At 63.0% G+C, this 16,970-nt stretch carries 16 protein-coding genes; 8 read left to right on the forward strand and 8 right to left on the reverse strand.

Features of this window, described 5'->3' with window-relative positions:
* Window positions 1–107: 107 nt before the first annotated feature.
* Window positions 108–1,001: a LysR family transcriptional regulator gene (locus EUU22_RS23210; RefSeq protein ID WP_129334332.1), complete on the reverse strand. Its 894-nt coding sequence runs from the start codon at window positions 999–1,001 to the stop codon at window positions 108–110.
* A 558-nt stretch (window positions 1,002–1,559) separates the two neighbouring features.
* Between EUU22_RS23210 and odc2 the strand changes: the two genes are divergently transcribed.
* From odc2 to EUU22_RS23230, 4 genes are all read left to right on the forward strand, one after another.
* Window positions 1,560–2,693 carry an ornithine/lysine decarboxylase gene (gene odc2 / locus EUU22_RS23215; protein ID WP_129334333.1) on the forward strand — a complete coding sequence of 378 codons (1,134 nt, stop codon included), beginning with the start codon at window positions 1,560–1,562 and terminating at the stop codon, window positions 2,691–2,693.
* A gap of 76 nt (window positions 2,694–2,769) precedes the next feature.
* Window positions 2,770–3,363: a GNAT family N-acetyltransferase gene (locus tag EUU22_RS23220; RefSeq protein ID WP_129334334.1), complete on the forward strand. Its 594-nt coding sequence runs from the start codon at window positions 2,770–2,772 to the stop codon at window positions 3,361–3,363.
* A 328-nt stretch (window positions 3,364–3,691) separates the two neighbouring features.
* Window positions 3,692–4,384: an OmpW/AlkL family protein gene (locus EUU22_RS23225; protein WP_129334335.1), complete on the forward strand. Its 693-nt coding sequence runs from the start codon at window positions 3,692–3,694 to the stop codon at window positions 4,382–4,384.
* Between the two features lie 192 nt (window positions 4,385–4,576).
* Window positions 4,577–5,401 carry a polysaccharide pyruvyl transferase family protein gene (locus EUU22_RS23230; protein ID WP_129334336.1) on the forward strand — a complete coding sequence of 275 codons (825 nt, stop codon included), beginning with the start codon at window positions 4,577–4,579 and terminating at the stop codon, window positions 5,399–5,401.
* Here the strand turns inward: EUU22_RS23230 and EUU22_RS23235 are convergent.
* The 4 genes from EUU22_RS23235 to EUU22_RS23250 all read right to left on the reverse strand — a co-directional run bounded on the left by EUU22_RS23235 (window position 5,394) and on the right by EUU22_RS23250 (window position 9,432).
* A complete protein-coding gene (locus EUU22_RS23235; RefSeq protein WP_129334337.1) occupies window positions 5,394–6,401 on the reverse strand; it encodes a GSCFA domain-containing protein in 1,008 nt (335 codons plus the stop codon). The two genes, EUU22_RS23230 and EUU22_RS23235, sit on opposite strands and share 8 nt — an antisense overlap.
* A 44-nt stretch (window positions 6,402–6,445) precedes the next feature.
* Window positions 6,446–7,432: a WD40 repeat domain-containing protein gene (locus EUU22_RS23240; protein WP_129334338.1), complete on the reverse strand. Its 987-nt coding sequence runs from the start codon at window positions 7,430–7,432 to the stop codon at window positions 6,446–6,448.
* Complete coding sequence (locus EUU22_RS23245; protein ID WP_129334339.1) at window positions 7,432–8,526, reverse strand: CobW family GTP-binding protein; 1,095 nt, start codon at window positions 8,524–8,526, stop codon at window positions 7,432–7,434. The genes EUU22_RS23240 and EUU22_RS23245 overlap by 1 nt, the downstream gene beginning before the upstream one ends.
* A 114-nt stretch (window positions 8,527–8,640) precedes the next feature.
* Window positions 8,641–9,432, reverse strand: coding sequence for a creatininase family protein (locus EUU22_RS23250; RefSeq protein ID WP_129334340.1), 792 nt, complete (start codon window positions 9,430–9,432; stop codon window positions 8,641–8,643).
* Between the two features lie 99 nt (window positions 9,433–9,531).
* Here EUU22_RS23250 and EUU22_RS23255 point away from each other — a divergent pair, with 99 nt between their 5' ends.
* The 3 genes from EUU22_RS23255 (at window position 9,532) to EUU22_RS23265 (ending at window position 12,182) form a co-directional block, all read left to right on the forward strand.
* Entirely contained in the window at window positions 9,532–10,044 is a 513-nt protein-coding gene (locus EUU22_RS23255) for a MarR family winged helix-turn-helix transcriptional regulator (protein WP_129334341.1), read from the forward strand.
* A 139-nt stretch (window positions 10,045–10,183) separates the two neighbouring features.
* Window positions 10,184–11,200 carry a LacI family DNA-binding transcriptional regulator gene (locus EUU22_RS23260; RefSeq protein WP_129334342.1) on the forward strand — a complete coding sequence of 339 codons (1,017 nt, stop codon included), beginning with the start codon at window positions 10,184–10,186 and terminating at the stop codon, window positions 11,198–11,200.
* A gap of 10 nt (window positions 11,201–11,210) precedes the next feature.
* Window positions 11,211–12,182 carry a 2-hydroxyacid dehydrogenase gene (locus EUU22_RS23265; RefSeq protein WP_129334343.1) on the forward strand — a complete coding sequence of 324 codons (972 nt, stop codon included), beginning with the start codon at window positions 11,211–11,213 and terminating at the stop codon, window positions 12,180–12,182.
* A gap of 15 nt (window positions 12,183–12,197) precedes the next feature.
* Here EUU22_RS23265 and EUU22_RS23270 read toward each other — a convergent pair whose 3' ends face one another.
* Entirely contained in the window at window positions 12,198–12,959 is a 762-nt protein-coding gene (locus tag EUU22_RS23270; RefSeq protein ID WP_129334344.1) for a gamma-glutamyl-gamma-aminobutyrate hydrolase family protein, read from the reverse strand.
* A gap of 302 nt (window positions 12,960–13,261) precedes the next feature.
* On the opposite strand from EUU22_RS23270, the gene EUU22_RS23275 reads away from it, so the two are divergent.
* Window positions 13,262–14,365 (forward strand): TRAP transporter substrate-binding protein, encoded by a 1,104-nt coding sequence (locus EUU22_RS23275; RefSeq protein ID WP_129334345.1) that lies wholly within the window; start codon window positions 13,262–13,264, stop codon window positions 14,363–14,365.
* 126 nt (window positions 14,366–14,491) lie between these two features.
* Here EUU22_RS23275 and EUU22_RS23280 read toward each other — a convergent pair whose 3' ends face one another.
* Window positions 14,492–16,339: a TRAP transporter large permease gene (locus EUU22_RS23280; protein WP_129334346.1), complete on the reverse strand. Its 1,848-nt coding sequence runs from the start codon at window positions 16,337–16,339 to the stop codon at window positions 14,492–14,494.
* A 1-nt stretch (window position 16,340) separates the two neighbouring features.
* Window positions 16,341–16,886 (reverse strand): TRAP transporter small permease subunit, encoded by a 546-nt coding sequence (locus tag EUU22_RS23285; protein WP_129334347.1) that lies wholly within the window; start codon window positions 16,884–16,886, stop codon window positions 16,341–16,343.
* Window positions 16,887–16,970 lie beyond the last annotated feature (84 nt).

Here is a 16,970-nt window from a genome sequence, read left to right on the forward strand (position 1 = left end):
TGCCCTGTCGTTGCTCGCGTCACGGGATTCGGCGATCCTTCACCGTTCCCTTTACCAGAATTGGGACGGAAGTTGGACTGTCCGCCCGTGTGTCTGCCCGGCACGCCTCACGCGTTCTTGCGGAACCAGCCGTGGAGATAGTCGACGAAGGCGCGAACCTTCGCCGGCAGGTAGCGACGGTGCGGATAGACGGCATAGATGCCGCGGTCGGACGGCAGGTAGTCGTCGAAGAGCGAAACGAGTTCTCCCGATTGCAGATAGGGCCTCGCGATGAAATCGGGGATCATTGCGACGCCGAGCCCGGCACGTGCGGCCCGAAGCGTCGCCTGCGGGCTGTTGACTTCGATCGGACCGCTGACGCTCACCGAAAAGCTTCCGTCCTTCGGCTCGTGGAAGCGAAGCGTGTTGTGGGTTCGCGAATTCGTGTCGATCAGGAAGGGCACCCGCGACAGGTCCTGCGGATGGGTGAGCGGCCCGTGCTTTTCGACGAAGGCGGGCGTGGCGCAGGCGTAGATGCGGAAATCGGAAAGCTTGCGGGCGATCAGGCCCGAATCATCAAGTTCGGTAATGCGGATCGCAAGATCGAATCCTTCCTCGATGAGATCGACGAACCGGTCCTCGGCGACGATCTCCAGCGACAGGTCGGGATGCTCCTTGACGAAGTCGATCAGCGACTGGCCGACATCGGCATCGATGAAGGTGCGCGGCAGCGAGACCTTCAGCTTGCCGCGGATATCGGCATTGTTCTCGCGCACAAGGTCGGCGAGGTTGTCGATCTCCTTCAGGATGTCGGAGGCCGTCCGGTAATAGGTATGGCCGGCACCGGTCAGGGAAAACTGGCGCGTGGTGCGGTTGAGAAGCAGTGCGCCGAGCTCGTCCTCCAGTTCGCGGACGTACTTGGAAAGTAGGGCTTTCGACCGGCCGGTCTTGCGGGCGGCCGCAGAAAAACCTTCGGCCTCGACGACGTCGATGAAGGCGCGCATGCGGGTCAGGGTGTCCATGGGCCGGGCTCCTTCGCGAACTGCGCCGAATTGTGAACATAAGCGGAAGATCGTTCAATCTCATTTTCGGGAAACGGGTCAAAAAACGCTTGATTATGACCGCGAATGTTCTTATCTCCTCGCTTGCCCAAAGTCGCACGTGCCTGTGGGTGTCCGCCGACCCTCGAACTGGGAGAAATCCCTAAGGTGAGGTCCTCGGTAAGGTACCTGGAACTAACCCCTCCAGTCGCTATTCCGGCCAACCGGGAAATGCGAGGACATCTTGAAGCAACGACGGTGCGGGCCTTTCTGGTTCTCTGCCGGCTTTCCATCAGCCGGGGTCACTGAAGAGGCACACCATCATTGCCGGACGTGCGGTCGGGTTTTCCCACCAATCCATGGCAGACAAAGCGGATTTATGCGCTCAGGCAAGAGTGCGTTCATCCATCGTTTCGCGCGTCGAGCGCTCGTACGGTACCAGAGTCTCCACCGGCTGGTTTCGAGCGATCTCTCGTCGCCCTTTGTCCTTCCGGAACTTTCGCGGTTCCGGGCTCTTTGGAATATGGAAGGGATAGACCGATGACCACTGCCCGCATCCTCGACTTCATCAAGTCCCGACGACCGGAAGGTCCGTGCCTCGTGGTCGACCTCGACGTCGTGCGCGACAACTATTCTGCCTTCCGTCATGCCCTGCCGGACAGCGCGATCTACTATGCCGTCAAGGCTAATCCGGCTCCGGAAATCCTGTCGCTGCTCGCCGCGCTCGGCTCGAGTTTCGACTGCGCCTCCGTCGCCGAGATCCAGATGGCGCTCGACGCCGGCGCGACCGCGGACCGCATCTCCTACGGCAACACGATCAAGAAGGAACGTGACGTCGCACGCGCCCACGCGCTCGGCATCAGCCTCTTTGCGGTCGACAGCCACGAGGAAGTCGAGAAGATCGCCCGTGCCGCACCCGGCGCCCGTGTCTTCTGCCGCGTCCTGACGGACGGCGAAGGTGCCGAATGGCCGCTGTCCCGCAAGTTCGGCTGCGTTCCGCAGATGGCCGTCGACGTGCTCGTCTACGCGCACCAGCTCGGTCTCGAGTCCTACGGCGTTTCCTTCCATGTCGGTTCGCAGATGACCAAGGTCGATGCCTGGGATTCGGCCCTCGCCGATGCCAAGCGCGTGTTCGCCTCGCTCGCCAAGCAGGGCATCCACCTGCAGATGGTCAACATGGGCGGAGGTTTCCCGACCAAGTACCTGCGCGACATCCCGTCGGCGGAGGCCTATGGCCTGGCGATCACCGGTGCGCTGAAGAAGCACTTCGGCAATCACATCCCGAAGACCATCATCGAGCCGGGTCGCGGCATGGTCGGCAATGCCGGCGTGATCAAGGCCGAGGTCGTGCTCGTCTCGAAGAAATCGGACAACGACGCGCATCGCTGGGTCTTCCTCGACATCGGCAAGTTCGGCGGCCTCGCCGAAACCATGGACGAGGCGATCCGCTACCCGATCCGCACGGAACGCGACATGGACGAGATGGAGCCCTGCGTGCTCGCTGGCCCGACCTGCGATTCGGCCGACGTGCTGTACGAGAAGAACATGTATCCGCTGCCGGTCTCGCTGACGATCGGCGACGAGGTTCTGATCGAAGGCACGGGTGCCTACACCACGACCTATTCCGCGGTCGCCTTCAACGGTTTCGAACCGCTCAAGGCTTACGTCATCTGACGTCCGACCGCGCCGGCATTTCCGGCGCGGCAATCACAAAAGATCATCGGAAACGCTCTCGGGATGGGAGGTCGACATGGCCACTGTTCTTGATACGGTGCGCGCGTTCTTCGCGCCTGCACCGGCCTTCGTCATTGATAACGAAACGCCCGCTGACGTCGTGGCGCGCGAAATGCTGCTCGACCGGGCGATGGGCGTCGACCGGCGCAAAAAGTCGTCGGAGAAGATCCGTCGCGGCCGCGTGCCGGCCGAAGGCCTCGCGCTCGTCGCCCGCGATGCGGACGGTCACGTGATCGGCACCGTGCGGCTGTGGAACGTCGAGGCCGGCGTCGATGGCAATAGCCGACCGGTGGAAGCGCTCCTCCTCGGGCCGCTCGCCGTCGACGGTGCGCACGAGGGCAAGGGCGTCGGCTCGGCGCTGATGCGGGCAGCGATCGCGGAAGCGAAGGCCCGTGGCCACGGGGCCATCCTGCTCGTCGGCGATGCGCCCTACTACCAGCGCTTCGGCTTCCAGGCCGAAAAGACGCGGCATCTCGTCATGCCGGGGCCGTTTGCGCGCGAGCGCTTCCTGGCGCTGGAGTTGAAATCCGGCTGGCTCGACGCGGCCGCCGGCATGATCGTCGGCAGCGGGCGCAAGCTGTCGCGGACCGGGCGGCGGCAGCAGGCCTGAACCGACACCGCCGCTACAGGCTTTCCATTCGCACCTCCGTGCGGGCCGACTCGCGGCCTGCGTGCGGGCTCCCCGTTGGGGAGCGGCGGAGTGGGTCCGTCGGTCATAGCTCTCGGGGCTTGCACGACGCGTCGTTAAGTCGCAGATTCTTCTAAGGAATATGCCTTTCGTCAAGTTTCTTATTGCAAAAATGTCACAGTGCCGATCGATCGATTTTCGGCATTTGATTAACATGTGAAATATTGATCTGGCGCAACCGGTGACGGTGAGCGTGGGGGATAGTCGGCGCCATGGCTTCAGGCCAAACGACTGACCAAGGAGAGACCCCATGACCACCACTTGCACAAGGCGGATCAGCGCTCTTGCCGCAACCACTGCAATTCTGTTGTTCGCCCAGGCGGCCGGCGCGGCGGACCTGATGCCCGCAGTCGAGCCCACCCCGGCTGCCGAGGAAATCGGCGCTGTCAGCCCGTGGCAGATCCGCGTGCGCGGGCTTGGCGTCATCACCAATGACGAAGGCTCTGTCGACGGCGTCGCCGGCTCGGATCTCTCCTATAGCGACTCGGTCATCCCCGAACTCGACATCACCTATTACTTCACCGACAACCTGGCCGCCGAACTCATCCTCGGCACGACCTGGGCCGGCATCTACGGCGAAGGCTCGCTCGCTGGCCTCGACCGTATCGGCAGCACCTGGGTTCTGCCTCCGACGCTCACCCTGCAGTATCACTTCACGGATTTCGGCGCCTTCAAGCCCTATGTCGGCGCCGGCGTGAACTACACGATCTTCTACAACCAGGATGCCGACAGCGCGACCGACCTGCATGTCAAGGATAGCTTCGGCTTCGCGCTGCAGGCCGGCTTCGACTACATGATCAACGAACACTGGGGCGTCAACTTCGACGTCAAGAAGATCTTCCTGCGTCCGGACTTCGACGTGACGGTCGGCGGTGCAGACCTGACCGGCAACGCCAAGCTCGATCCGTGGCTCATCGGTGGTGGTGTGACTTACCGCTTCTAAGTCATGCCATCGAAGGCGGCCGCGGGATCACTTCCGCGGCCGCTTTTTTGTGCCCGTCGTGCGTCCGAACCGATCGGTGGCCAACCTAATTCGTTCGCCGGTCCGGTCTCCCCTCCTGCAAACACGGCGCCGGGGTTGCAATCCACCCGAGGCCATACTATGCCCCGGAATTCAGGGAGAGGACGGGTCTAGATGAAAATCGCGGCGTTGAAGTGGGAAGGAAACAATATCGGCGACGATATCCAGAGCGTTGCCGTGATGCAGCATCTGCCGCCGGTCGATGTCTTTCTCAACCGGGACCACCTGAAGAACTACGATGGCCCCGAGACGCTGCTGGTGACCAATGGCTGGTTTCTGTCGAAGATGGAGAATTGGCCGCCGAGCCCGTCGATCAAGCCGATCTTCTTCGGCTTTCACGTCCAGAAACATGCCAAGCCGACCATCGCGCGCCATGTCGACTACCTGAAGAAGCACGAGCCGATCGGCTGCCGCGATCAGGGCACCGTCGATTTCATCCGTTCTCTCGGCGTCAATGCCTACCTGTCGCTCTGTTCGACGCTGACCTTCGACGCGCCCGCCGACCGCGCTCCCGATTCCATCTACATGGTCGAGGTGGAGGATCGTTACCTGTCGCCGAAGATGTTCCGCAAGGGCCTGACGGTGAAGCATGTCAGCCACCGCTTCATCGACGTCTCGGCGGAAACGCGCCTGCAATATGCCCGCGAGGTCGTGCAGACCTACGGCAGGAAGGCGGCACTGGTCGTCACCTCGCGCATCCACTGCGCGATGCCGTGTGTCGCCATGGGAATCCCGACCGTCTTCATCGGGCCGAAGAGCTATCGGACCGAAATCGTCGAGGAGATCGGCCTCACCCGCAATGGCCGGCAGCACTGGTTCCGGCGCCCGTTCGTCGCGAAGATGGACGAATGGCCGGCGCCGATCGACATCGCGGCCACCAAGAACCGCATCAAGTCGGATCTCAAGGCGCGGATCGCTGCTGCGCTTGCCGCTAGCTGAGAAAACGTCTCTTGAATGTCTGCATGATGAACTCGACCGTCGCGTCGGTCGGGTGCCTGAAGTCGTCCTTCATCGGGTCGGGCAGGAAAGACGTCACCATCTCGTAGGACGGGAAGTAGTAAAGCCCGCTCTGCGACGAGGGACCGACCTCGCGCATGAGTTCGTCGATCGCGACGCGCAGTGACGCCTTCGAGACCGAATTCGCGGTAATGCAGGATACAGGCCGAAAGGTCGCGGCGAGCGGCACCGGGGAAAGCGTCATGATGATGGTCGCGTTCGGCCGGTGCGCCCGGATGAGCTCATAGGTTCGCCGCAGGTTGTCGAGATTTTCCGTCGCGCCGAGCACACGGAAACCGTGGCGGTTCGGATCGAAGTCACGCTTGGGAATGGCGCGCCAGAAGATCTCGCCGGTCGGCTTGTCGTACCAGACTTCGGAAAGCCCGAGCGTCAGGATGAAGATGTCCGACTTCTCGAAAATCTCCTGCGTCGCCTTGCGCACGTCGTCCGAATAGTCGCCCGGCACGCCATCCTTGTCATGCCACAGCTCGATCTTCGGCGCCTTGCCCTCGAAGGCCCATTCGAACTGCTGGCGGATCGCTGCAGAGTTGACGATGCCTTCGCCGCTTCTGACGACGTAGGAATTGAGCTTCATGTCTCGGCCGAAGACCTGGTAGCCCTCGCGATAGAGAAAGCGCGTCACTTCCGCCGCAAAGCAGCTGCCGAAGGCGGTGATATAGTGGTCTTTGGAGATGAACGGCGCGTCGGGAAACCATCCCTTGCCGACATATTCGTCGACGGCCCCGGCCTTGGCGATCGCCTTCTTGTCGGGGAAGAAGTTCGTCGTCTCGCCGCGATACCAGGTGGCATGCGCACGGCGCTTTTCACCGCCCGTGCGATAGTAGATCAGGTCCTCGCGCTCCGCCTCTTCGACGAGACGCAGGGCGCGGAGGATCTTGTACCGCAGGGTTTTCTTCCGGGGTTTCGATGAATGTGTCGCCATGGGCCAGCGATAGCTCAGCGGCGGTTTCAATTCAAGCGGCGGCCCTAGCCCGAGATGTCCACCACGCCGCAGTCGCCGGCTTCCGAGGCAAAGGCGAGCAGCTTGCCGTTCGCGCTCCAGGCCATCGAGGTGATCGCGCCCTTGCCGGGACGGCGGAGCAACGCCTCCTTGCCGTCGGCGACGCGGACCGCGAGGATCATGCCGTCGATGAAGCCGATGGCGAGGACCTCGTCTGCGGGGTGGAAGGCGACATTGGTCACCAGGATATTGGCGCGCGTGCCGAGTTCGAGCGGCGCCTTGCCCATCGGGCCGTCCTTGCCGGCGAAGGGCCAGACGATCGCCGCCGGTGCGCCGGAGGAGGCGAGCCATTTGCCCTTTGGCGACCAGGAGAGCGATTTGACCTTGGCCGGATAGCCGGTCATGCGCATGTGGCGGCTCTCGTTGGGCTTGCCGTCGAGCTTCCAGCCGTGGAGCGCGCTCTCCTGCATGGTCGTGACGACGAAGCGGCCGTCCGGCGAGAAGGTGACGCCGGTATGGGCGCCCTTCCATTCGAGATCGACCGGTGTGCCGGCCGTGCCGACCCAGTGGAGTGAGACGCCGTTGTAGCGGGCAAGCGCGATCCGGAGCCCCTTCGGCGCGAAGTCGATGCCTTCCACGGTGCGCTGTTCGGTGAACTCCTTCACCGTTCCGTCGGCAAGCCGCACGAAGGCGGATTTACCGTGTGCATAAGCGACAGCGCCCTGCGGCCCAGCGGCAACGACGGCAATCCACTTGCGCGGCACTTCGGCAAGCGTGCCGACGCTGCCGTCATGGGCAATCCTCAGAACCTTGCCGTCCTCGCCACCGGTCACCAGCGTCTGGCTGGCATGGTCCTTGACGCAGGTGAGAAGCCCCTGGTGGGCCTGGGTCACCTTGTCGCCGCCGTCCAGCCGGTGGATGGCGCCGGAAGCGGCGGCGAAGAAGGGGATGTCTCCGAGAAAGGCTGCAGCGACGACGTGGCCTTCGATATCGAGAGGGGCGACCGTCGGCATCAGGAGGTGGCCTCGCAGGCGTGGAAGCTCTTTTCCAGCTTTTCGCGGTCGAGATCGCGGCCGATGAAGACGAGACGGCTTTCACGCTTTTCGCCGTCCTTCCACGGGCGCTGGTGATCGCCCTCGATGATCATGTGTACGCCCTGCACGACATAGCGTTCCTCGTCGCCCTTGAAGGCGATGATGCCCTTGAGGCGAAGGATGTTCGGACCGTCGGTCTGGGTCACCTTCTGGATCCACGGGAAGAAGCGGTCGGGATTCATCTCGCCGCCGCGCAGCGAGATCGAGGTGACGGTCACGTCGTGGATGGCGGACGGACCGTGGTCGTGGTGGTGATGATCGTGCCCGTGGTGGTGATGGTCGTGATCATGGTCATGATGGTGGTGATGGCCATGGTCGTGATCGCAGTCCGGGCCGCAGACATGGTCCGGGTCGTCATGGTCGAGGAAGCTCGGGTCGTTTTCGAGCGCACGTTCGAGATTGAAGGCGCCCTGGTTCAGCACCTTCGCGAGATCGACGCCCGAGCGGGTGGTCGTGTAGACGCGGGCCGACGGGTTGATTGCATGGACGATGTCCTCGATGCGATGAAGCTCGTCGTGGCTCACGAGATCGGCCTTGTTGACGACGACGACGTCGGCAAAGGCGATCTGGTCCTCGGCCTCGCGGCTGTCCTTGAGCCGGAGCGGCAGGTGCTTGGCGTCGACGAGCGTCACGACGGCGTCGAGTTCCGTCTTCGAACGAACATCGTCATCCATGAAGAAGGTCTGGGCGACCGGCACCGGATCGGCAAGGCCGGTCGTTTCGACGATGATGCCGTCGAAGCGGCCGGGGCGGCGCATCAGGCCCTCGACGACGCGGATCAGGTCGCCGCGCACCGTGCAGCAGACGCAGCCGTTGTTCATCTCGTAGATTTCCTCGTCGGACTCGACGATCAGGTCGTTGTCGATGCCGATCTCGCCGAACTCGTTGACGATGACGGCGTATTTCTTGCCGTGGTTTTCCGAGAGGATGCGGTTGAGCAAGGTCGTCTTGCCGGCGCCGAGATAGCCGGTGAGCACGGTGACGGGAATGGGTTTCGCTGCAACTTCGGACATAGGAACCTCGATGGGTGGACTGGGCGGACAGGTGCCCCCGGTGCGGTTGAGTTCATATAGGCCGCGGCGTGCGACAGTTCAAAGGCTTTGTTGGTGGAGCCCGCCCTTGCGTCTCTAACGCAGTTCGTCAACGTCGAAGGCGTGGACATCCTCGAGGAGTTCGACGAGGCCATGGACGGCGTGGGCGATCAGTTGTTCGCCCTTCTCCGCCGTCGCGGCCGCGGCGTTGCCGGTCACCCCTTGCGGGTTGAGATCCGCCATCTTCCAGCCGAAGGCGTGGGGACCGTAGGCGCGCAGATGGGTGAAACGCCGGGCATAGTCAGCCTGCCGGGAGGCAAAGTCGGCGGCACGTGCCATGTCGACCTTGTCGGGATGAAGGGCCAACATGACCGATGTTTCGATGTCGCCGCCATGGATGCCCAAGGCCTTCTCCTCAGGCGTCACGACGCCATCCGGTATGCCGAAGCGGGTCCAACTGGTCGCCACCGCCAGCATATTGAAGCGCACGCGCGCTTCGGTGGCGACGATCGTCATCAGCGGGGAATTGCCGCCGTGAGCGTTGAGCATCACGAACTTGCGGATGCCTTGCCGCGCCAGATCGCCGGCGATCGAAAGCCAGCGCTCGATCGCTTCGCCGTAGCCGAGGCTTCGTGTGCCCGGAACGTCCATGTGCTCGATCGAATAGCCGACCGGCTCCGCCGGCAGGAAGGTGACGGGCAAATCCGCGGGGAGGGCGGCGATTAGCCTTTCGACGATCCCCTCGACGATGAGGCGATCCGTCTCGAAGGGCAGGTGTGGACCGTGCTGCTCGTGGGCGCCGAGCGGCAGGACAGCGATCCAGTCGCGGCGTTCTTCCGGGGATAGCGTCGGGTCGTTATCGGCAAAGTTGCGGTGGGGTCGGAACATTCCGGGACCTTATCCGATCTGCGGACGGTGTTTCAATGCGTTGTAAAGGTTAGCCGGCTTATCATGCCGGCAGGCGGCGATCACTCTCGGAGCATAGAGATGGCGAAGAAAGACAAGGCAGACAAGAAGGGCGGCAAGAAAGACAAGGCCGGTCGGAAGAAGGAGGCTGCATGCGAGGTCGCAAGCGGCGCCTTCGCGCCCATCGTCACGCAGACGGCGCGGTCGCTCCGGACGCTTCTTTCCCGCAATCTCGCCGATTGCGGCCTCTATGCCGGACAGGACGGGGTCGTCCAGGCGCTCGCGGAGGAGGACGGCCTGACGCCGGGTGCGCTCGCGCAGAAGCTCGGCGTCAAGGCGCCCACGATGACCCGCACGATCGGCCGCATGGAAGCCCAGGGCTTCGTCGAACGGCGGGCGGACACGCTCGACCATCGTCTCACCAAGGTCTTCCTCACCGATGGCGGTCGTGCCAGTCTCGAGCGCATCGCGGCCGCCGCCGAGGCGTGCGAACGGGAGGCGCTGCGAGGGCTCTCCGGCAAGGAGGCGAAGACACTGCTGCGGTTGCTTCTCGCGGTCGAAGAGAACCTGCAGGCGGCAATCGGCAGGCATTGAACGCGGCCGGCTGCGCTGCCGTTTCGCATGCGAAAACAGCAATTGAAATCCGCAATTAAATTGTTTAATTAAAACGTTTAATCGCGGGAGAGGGAGAAGGTTTCCACCGCGAGCGAACGCGATTGCCCCGGGAGGACACGTGGCTCAAAAAGTGAAGCTCTCCACGATAGCCGAGTCTCTCGGTCTGTCGACCGCTACCGTATCGCTGGCCCTGCGCGACAGTCCGCTGGTCGCGGTCGATACGCGCGAGAAGATCAAGGAACAGGCCCGCCATCTGGGCTATATCTACAATCGCCGCGCCGCCAGCCTCAGGACCTCGCGCTCCGGCATCATCGGTGTCGTCGTGCACGACATCATGAACCCGTTCTATGGCGAAATTCTCAAAGCTATCGAAAGTGAGCTCGACCGAAGCCGCCATACCTTCATCCTCTCCAATCACTACGATTCCGTCGAAAAGCAGCGAACGTTCATCGAGACGCTGCTGCAGCTCGGCGGCGACGGCGTAATTATGTCGCCGGCAATCGGCACGCCGGAGGAGGACGTCATGCTGGCGGAGGAAAACGGCATGCCGGCGATCCTGATCGCCCGCTCGATGGAGGGCCTGGACCTGCCGACCTATCGCGGCGACGACAGCTACGGCATCTCGCTTGCCACCAACCACCTGATCGGCCTCGGACACCGGACCATCGCGATGATCGGCGGCACCGACCAGACCTCGACCGGGCGCGACCGCTACCAGGGCTATGTGAACGCGCTTCGCAAGGCCGGCATCGAGGTCGATCCGGCGCTGCGTATTCCCGGTCCCCGTACCAAGCAGGGTGGCTTCGAGGCGGCGGTGCACTTCCTTTCGCTGCCGCAGAAGCCGACGGCCGCCGTCTGCTGGAACGACCTCGTGGCGATCGGCCTGATGAACGGCATTGCGCGTGCCGGCCTCATCCCCGGCAAGGATATTTCCGTCACCGGCTACGACGACCTCGAGGAGGCGTCGATCGCGACACCCGCGCTGACGACGGTGTGGAACGGTCAGGCGGAGGTCGGAAGGCTTGCAGCCCGCGCGCTTCTCGATAAACTGGCGGGCAGCCACGAGCCGGACGGCATCCATCTCATCAAGCCGGAAATGCGTATCCGCCAGTCGACCGGCCCCATCAAGCGATAAGGAGCAGACCATGGCGATACAGCCGCGCCCGACCATCCTCGTGCCCGGCCGTATCAATCCGAGGGTCACCGACAGGCTCGCAGAGCGTTTCGACGTCCTGCGTGTGCCGCACGGGCCGGACTTGGAACTCGGCGAGACCGAAGCGGCGTGTGTCCGCGGCGTCGCCGTTTCCGGCGCCCTGCCGGGGCGCTGGATTGCGCAGCTTCCCAATCTCCAGGTGATTTCGAGCTTCGGCGTTGGCTATGACGCCGTCGACGTCACGACAGCGGCGGGGCGCGGGATCGTCGTCACCAACACGCCGGACGTGCTGAACGACGAGGTTGCCGACACTGCCGTCGCCCTGCTCATCAACACCGTCCGCCAGTTGCCGCAGGCGGAGATCTGGCTGCGCGAGGGCCGATGGGAACGCGAAGGGCCGTTTCCGCTTTCGCCGCTTTCCCTCAAGGGACGGCATGTCGGCATTCACGGGCTCGGCCGCATCGGGCTTGAGATCGCGCGCAGGCTCGAACCCTTCAAGGTCAGGATCAGCTATCACACGCGTCGCCCGCGAACCGATCTCGGCTACGGCTATTTCCCGTCGCTGACGGCGCTTGCCGAGGCGGTCGACACGCTGATCTCGATCGTTCCGAAGACGCCGGAGACGTTCAAGGCGATAAATGCGGAAGTGCTTTCGGCTCTCGGGCCGAACGGCGTCCTGATCAATATCGGCCGTGGCTGGACGGTCGATGAGGAGGCGCTGATTGATGCCCTTCGCGACGGCACCATCGCCGCCGCCGGCCTCGACGTGTTTCAGGACGAGCCGCATGTCCCTGAGGAACTGCTCACCTTCCCGAATGTCTCGCTGTTGCCGCACGTCGCCTCGGCCTCGGTCCCGACGCGCAACGCCATGGCCGATCTGGTGGTCGACAATCTGATTGCCTGGTTCGAGACCGGCCGGGTGCTGACACCGGTGCCGGAGACGCCGCAGAAGCCCGTGAAGTAGCGGCCCTACCGTCTCTTACGCGGTGAGCGCCCGCGCGCTCGCATAGGTGCGCACGGCCTCGCCGAAGGCTTCGAAGAGGGTGCGGGAGGGCTTGTCGGTTTCGGCCCAGTATTCCGGATGCCATTGCACGCCGACGGCGAAGCCGCGGGCGCCGATCACGGAGACGGCCTCGATCGTGCCGTCTTCGGCCACGGCTTCCACCTGCAGACCCGGCGCAGTTTTCGAGATCGCCTGACGATGCAGCGAGTTGACCTTGATCTTGCCGGCGCCGAGATAGCGGGCGATGCAGGATCCCTCGGCGATGATCACGTCCTGGCGGATCGAGAAGGCGACATCCCGTTCCACGTCCGCCGGCTTGCGATGGTCCCAGATGCCGGGCTGCTCGTGGATCTCGGTCGCGAGCGTGCCGCCGAGCGCGACGTTGAGCTCCTGGATGCCGCGGCAGATCGCCAGAAGCGGAATGCCCCGTTCAAGTGCCCGGCGGATGAGCGGCAGTGTCGTCGCATCGCGTGCCGGGTCGAAAGGCCCGTCGCTCTCCTTCGCCTCGGCGCCATAGAGCGAGGGATGCACATTCGTCGCCGAGCCGGAGACGAGCAGGCCGTCGACGCGGTCGAGCAATGCGTCAGTGTCGTTGCCCTCCTCGAAGGCTGGAATGATGAACGACATCACGTCGGCGACCTTCAGCGCCGCGCGGACATATTGATTCTGCGCCGCATGCCAGACGGTGCCGTCGAACTCCCGGATGTCGGCGGGAATGGCGATGATCGGCTTCGGCATCATGGGCTCCGGAAGATGTGGCGGGATGTGCGATTTCTGCCGTGCTCCGGCGAGGGAAGTCAATAGTCTTTCCGCCGTCGGTGCGACACGGGAAGCCGCCAAAAAGGGTGGGTGGACGCAGGAAATGCCCAGCATTTCCGAGGTCGCGAGAAATTGTCGGAACGGGCAATGGTTATAGGTCGAAAGAATATTTCTTAAGCGCTTGAAAGGGTTCATCCAAAATGGTTATCTCGCGGGGACTGCTGCTGGGCAGGTACAGGAGCTTTCCTGTCGCGGCAGGTCTAAAGGGAGGTTTTACTTTTATGGATCGTCGTTCATTCATCAAAAAGGCCGGAGTAACGGGCGCAGGCGTTGCTGCTTCCACCGTTCTGGCCGCACCGGCCATCGCCCAGGAAAATCCGAAGATCACCTGGCGTCTGACGTCTTCGTTTCCTAAGGCGCTGGACACCATCTTCGGCGCTGCCAACGATGTCGCCGACCGCGTCAAGGCTGCCACCGGCGGCAATTTCGAAATCCAGGTCTTCGCTGCAGGCGAGATTGTCCCGGGCCTCCAGGCGAACGACGCGGTCGCCGCGGGTACCGTCGAGATGTCCCACACCGCCAGCTACTATTTCTGGGGTAAGGATCCGACCTACGCTCTGGCAACAGCGGTACCGTTCGGCCTCAATGCACGTTTGCAGAACGCCTGGTTCTACCAGGGTGGCAACGACTTGATGAACGAGTTCTTTGCGACCCAGGGCCTGTACGGTTTGCCGGCCGGCAATACGGGAGCCCAGATGGGTGGATGGTTCCGTAAGGAAATCAACACGTTGGATGACCTTAAAGGCCTGAAGATGCGCATCGGCGGGTTTGCCGGAAAGGTTGTCGAAAAGCTCGGCGTCGTTCCGCAGCAGATTGCCGGTGGCGACATCTACCCGGCCCTCGAAAAAGGAACCATCGATGCATCCGAATGGGTTGGTCCGTATGACGACCAGAAGCTCGGTTTCCACAAGGTCGCCAAATATTACTACTATCCGGGCTGGTGGGAAGGTGGCGCGGCGTTGCATGCCATGGTGAACCTGGAAAAGTGGAACAGCCTTCCGGCTCACTATCAGGCGATCCTGCAGGACGCCTGCGCATTCGCAAACGCGAACATGCTGGCGAAGTACGACGTCAAGAACCCGCCGGCGCTGAAGCAGCTCGTTGCCGAAGGAACGTTGCTGCGTCCCTTCAGTCAGGAGATTCTCTCGGCCTGCTATGATGCTGCAATGGGAACCTATGCCGAAATTACGGCGTCGAATGCGGCGTTCAAGAAGATCTACGACAGCCAGCTGGCGTTCAAGAAGGACGCCTATCTGTGGATGCAACTGCCGGATTACACCTTCGATACCTTCATGATGATCCAGCAGCGCGCCGGCAAGCTCTAAGCTCAGGTCCGCAAGCTGACATGCCGAGCCCCGGGAGCGATCCCGGGGCTCTTCTTTTGGGCGAAATGTGCACGGGAAAAGATGCAGCAAAGAAAACGGCGCCGCTTGGGCGCCGTTTTCGTTCTCTCATTTGATGACCGGAGGCTGGCTCAGGTCCATGTTGGGACTTCCGGCACCGGGTGCGGGAGCCGGCGCAGGTGCCGGCTGCTCGCCGCCGAGGTTGAGAGGCGGCAGACCCAGCGACGGCATCGATGGCGCCTGTGAACCGGTGCCGCCGATGGGCGGCAGGCCCAGGTTCGGAGCGCCGGTTCCGCCGTCCTGGCCGAGGGGCGGCAGGGACATGCCCCCGCCCTGGCCGAAGCCCGGAATCTCGATCTTGACGTCGTCCGGGTTGATCGCCTCCACACCCGCCTTGTAGCGCATGACGAGGCTCGGGAAGGCGATGACCACCATGATCATCACGAACTGGATCACGATATACGGCAGCACACCCTTGTAGATGTCCAGCGTCTTCATGCCGTCCATAGTCTTGCCGGTCGCCTCGTCCTTCCAGCGTCCGGCGGGAGCGATGGAGCGCAGGTAGAAGAGAGAGAAGCCGAAGGGTGGCGTGAGGAACGACGTCTGCAGGTTGATGCCGAGGATCACGCCGAACCAGACGAGGTCGATGCCGAGCTTGTCGGCAACCGGCGCCAAGAGCGGCACCATGATGAAGGCGATCTCGAAGAAATCGATGAAACAGCCGAGAATGAAGACGATGATCGTGACGACGATCAGGAAGCCGTATTCGCCGCCCGGAAGCGCCGTCAGCAATTCCTCGATCCAGACATTGCCGTTGATGCCGTAGAAGGTAAGGCCGAAGACGCGGGCGCCGATGAGGATCATCATCACGAAGGCGGAGAGCTTCGTCGTCGCGTCGAGCGAGTGCTTGAGCGTCGCAAGCGAGAGACGTCCCTTGAGGGCGGCCATGATCAGCGCACCGGTGGCGCCCATGGCTCCGCCTTCCGTCGGCGTCGCGATGCCGAGGAAGATCGTGCCGAGCACCAGGAAGATCAGCGCCAGCGGCGGGATCAGGACGATGATGACCTGCTGCGCGAGCCGGGAGATCAGGTTGAGACTGAACTGCCGGTTGGCGAGGGCGACGAGATAGACCGCAACCACGCCGAAGGCGAGGGCTGCGACGAGCCGCCATTCAGGGCTCGCGATGCCGGTGAATAGATACTCGTGCCCGACAAAATAAAGGGCTGCCGCCACCGCCATCATCACTGCGAGCGAGGTGACACCGCCGCCGAGGGTGCGCGCTTCGAGCGGCAGGGCCGGGGCCCATTGCGGTCGAACGAGCGAGACCACGAAGATGTAGGCGCAGTAGGAGGCAACGATCAGGATCGCCGGGTAGAGGGCGCCGACGTACATGTCCCCCACCGACCGGCCGAGCTGGTCGGCCATGACGATGAGCACGAGCGAGGGAGGGACGATCTGCGCCAGGGTTCCCGAAGCGGCGATCGTGCCGGCGACCAGCGGGCGATTGTAATTGTAACGCAGCATGATCGGCAGGGAGATCAGCCCCATCGCCATGACAGAGGCAGCAACGACGCCGGTCGTGGCTCCGAGCAGGGCACCGACGAGGATGACCGCGTAGGCGAGACCGCCGCGGATCGGACCGAACAGCTGCCCGATGGTGTCGAGCAGGTCCTCGGCCATTCTCGATCGCTCGAGGATCAGGCCCATGAAGGTGAAGAACGGGATGGCCAACAGTGTGTCGTTGTACATCACGCCGTATATGCGGTCCGGGTGAGACTGCAGCAGCGGCCAGAACAGCCTGATCTCGGGCGAGATCGCCGAAAGTTCGACGCCGAGGGCAAAATAGATCAGTCCGCCGGCGGCAAGGGTGAAGGCCACGGGATAGCCGAGCAGCAGCATCAGCATCACCGAGGTGAACATGATCGGGGCGAGATTGTGGGCGATGAAATCGATCATGTCAGTGTCCCGTCACTTCGTGGCTGTCTTCGGACTGATCCTTGAGGTAGCCGAACACGATCGCCGCACGCTTGATGATCTCCGACACCGCCTGAGCGCTCAGAAGGAGGAAGCCGACGAGGATGGCGGCTTTCGCCGGCCAGACGATCAGGCCTCCTGCGCTCGAGGAAATTTCACCGATCCGATAGGAATTCCAGAACCACGGCCAGGCGAGCCATGTCATCAGGAAGGAGAAGGGGACGAGAAAGATGATGTGCAGGATCAGGTCGATCCAGTTGCGCGTCCGCCGGCTCCAGCCGCTGGAGACGATGTCGATGCGGATATGCTCGTTCTTGAGCAGCGCGTAAGCCGCCGCGAGCATGAACACCGTTCCGTAGAGATACCACTGCAACTCCAGCCAGGCATTCGATGAGATGTCGAACATCTTGCGGACGACGGCGTTGCCTGCGCTGATGAGGACGGCGGCAAGCAGCAGCCACGACACCCAGCGTCCGATTGCGCCGTTGATCGCATCGATCAAGCGGCTGATCGCCAATAGTAATGACATGTCGGTTTTTCTCCCTGAAACCTGTCATTTCCCATAGAACAAGGGTGGGGACGGCGCAACCGCACCAGCATCGGGCGCTGGCGC

The sequence above is a fragment of the Ciceribacter ferrooxidans genome, from assembly GCF_004137355.1.
GTDB lineage: Bacteria > Pseudomonadota > Alphaproteobacteria > Rhizobiales > Rhizobiaceae > Allorhizobium > Allorhizobium ferrooxidans.

What these genes read in the sequence shown, in the direction of transcription:
- EUU22_RS23210 (WP_129334332.1), bottom strand. Translation starts at nt 1,001, where the DNA reads ATGGACACCCTGACCCGCATGCGCGCCTTCATCGACGTCGTCGAGGCC.
- odc2 (WP_129334333.1), top strand. Translation starts at nt 1,560, where the DNA reads ATGACCACTGCCCGCATCCTCGACTTCATCAAGTCCCGACGACCGGAA.
- EUU22_RS23220 (WP_129334334.1), top strand. Translation starts at nt 2,770, where the DNA reads ATGGCCACTGTTCTTGATACGGTGCGCGCGTTCTTCGCGCCTGCACCG.
- EUU22_RS23225 (WP_129334335.1), top strand. Translation starts at nt 3,692, where the DNA reads ATGACCACCACTTGCACAAGGCGGATCAGCGCTCTTGCCGCAACCACT.
- EUU22_RS23230 (WP_129334336.1), top strand. Translation starts at nt 4,577, where the DNA reads ATGAAAATCGCGGCGTTGAAGTGGGAAGGAAACAATATCGGCGACGAT.
- EUU22_RS23235 (WP_129334337.1), bottom strand. Translation starts at nt 6,401, where the DNA reads ATGGCGACACATTCATCGAAACCCCGGAAGAAAACCCTGCGGTACAAG.
- EUU22_RS23240 (WP_129334338.1), bottom strand. Translation starts at nt 7,432, where the DNA reads ATGCCGACGGTCGCCCCTCTCGATATCGAAGGCCACGTCGTCGCTGCA.
- EUU22_RS23245 (WP_129334339.1), bottom strand. Translation starts at nt 8,526, where the DNA reads ATGTCCGAAGTTGCAGCGAAACCCATTCCCGTCACCGTGCTCACCGGC.
- EUU22_RS23250 (WP_129334340.1), bottom strand. Translation starts at nt 9,432, where the DNA reads ATGTTCCGACCCCACCGCAACTTTGCCGATAACGACCCGACGCTATCC.
- EUU22_RS23255 (WP_129334341.1), top strand. Translation starts at nt 9,532, where the DNA reads ATGGCGAAGAAAGACAAGGCAGACAAGAAGGGCGGCAAGAAAGACAAG.
- EUU22_RS23265 (WP_129334343.1), top strand. Translation starts at nt 11,211, where the DNA reads ATGGCGATACAGCCGCGCCCGACCATCCTCGTGCCCGGCCGTATCAAT.
- EUU22_RS23270 (WP_129334344.1), bottom strand. Translation starts at nt 12,959, where the DNA reads ATGCCGAAGCCGATCATCGCCATTCCCGCCGACATCCGGGAGTTCGAC.
- EUU22_RS23275 (WP_129334345.1), top strand. Translation starts at nt 13,262, where the DNA reads ATGGATCGTCGTTCATTCATCAAAAAGGCCGGAGTAACGGGCGCAGGC.
- EUU22_RS23280 (WP_129334346.1), bottom strand. Translation starts at nt 16,339, where the DNA reads ATGATCGATTTCATCGCCCACAATCTCGCCCCGATCATGTTCACCTCG.
- EUU22_RS23285 (WP_129334347.1), bottom strand. Translation starts at nt 16,886, where the DNA reads ATGTCATTACTATTGGCGATCAGCCGCTTGATCGATGCGATCAACGGC.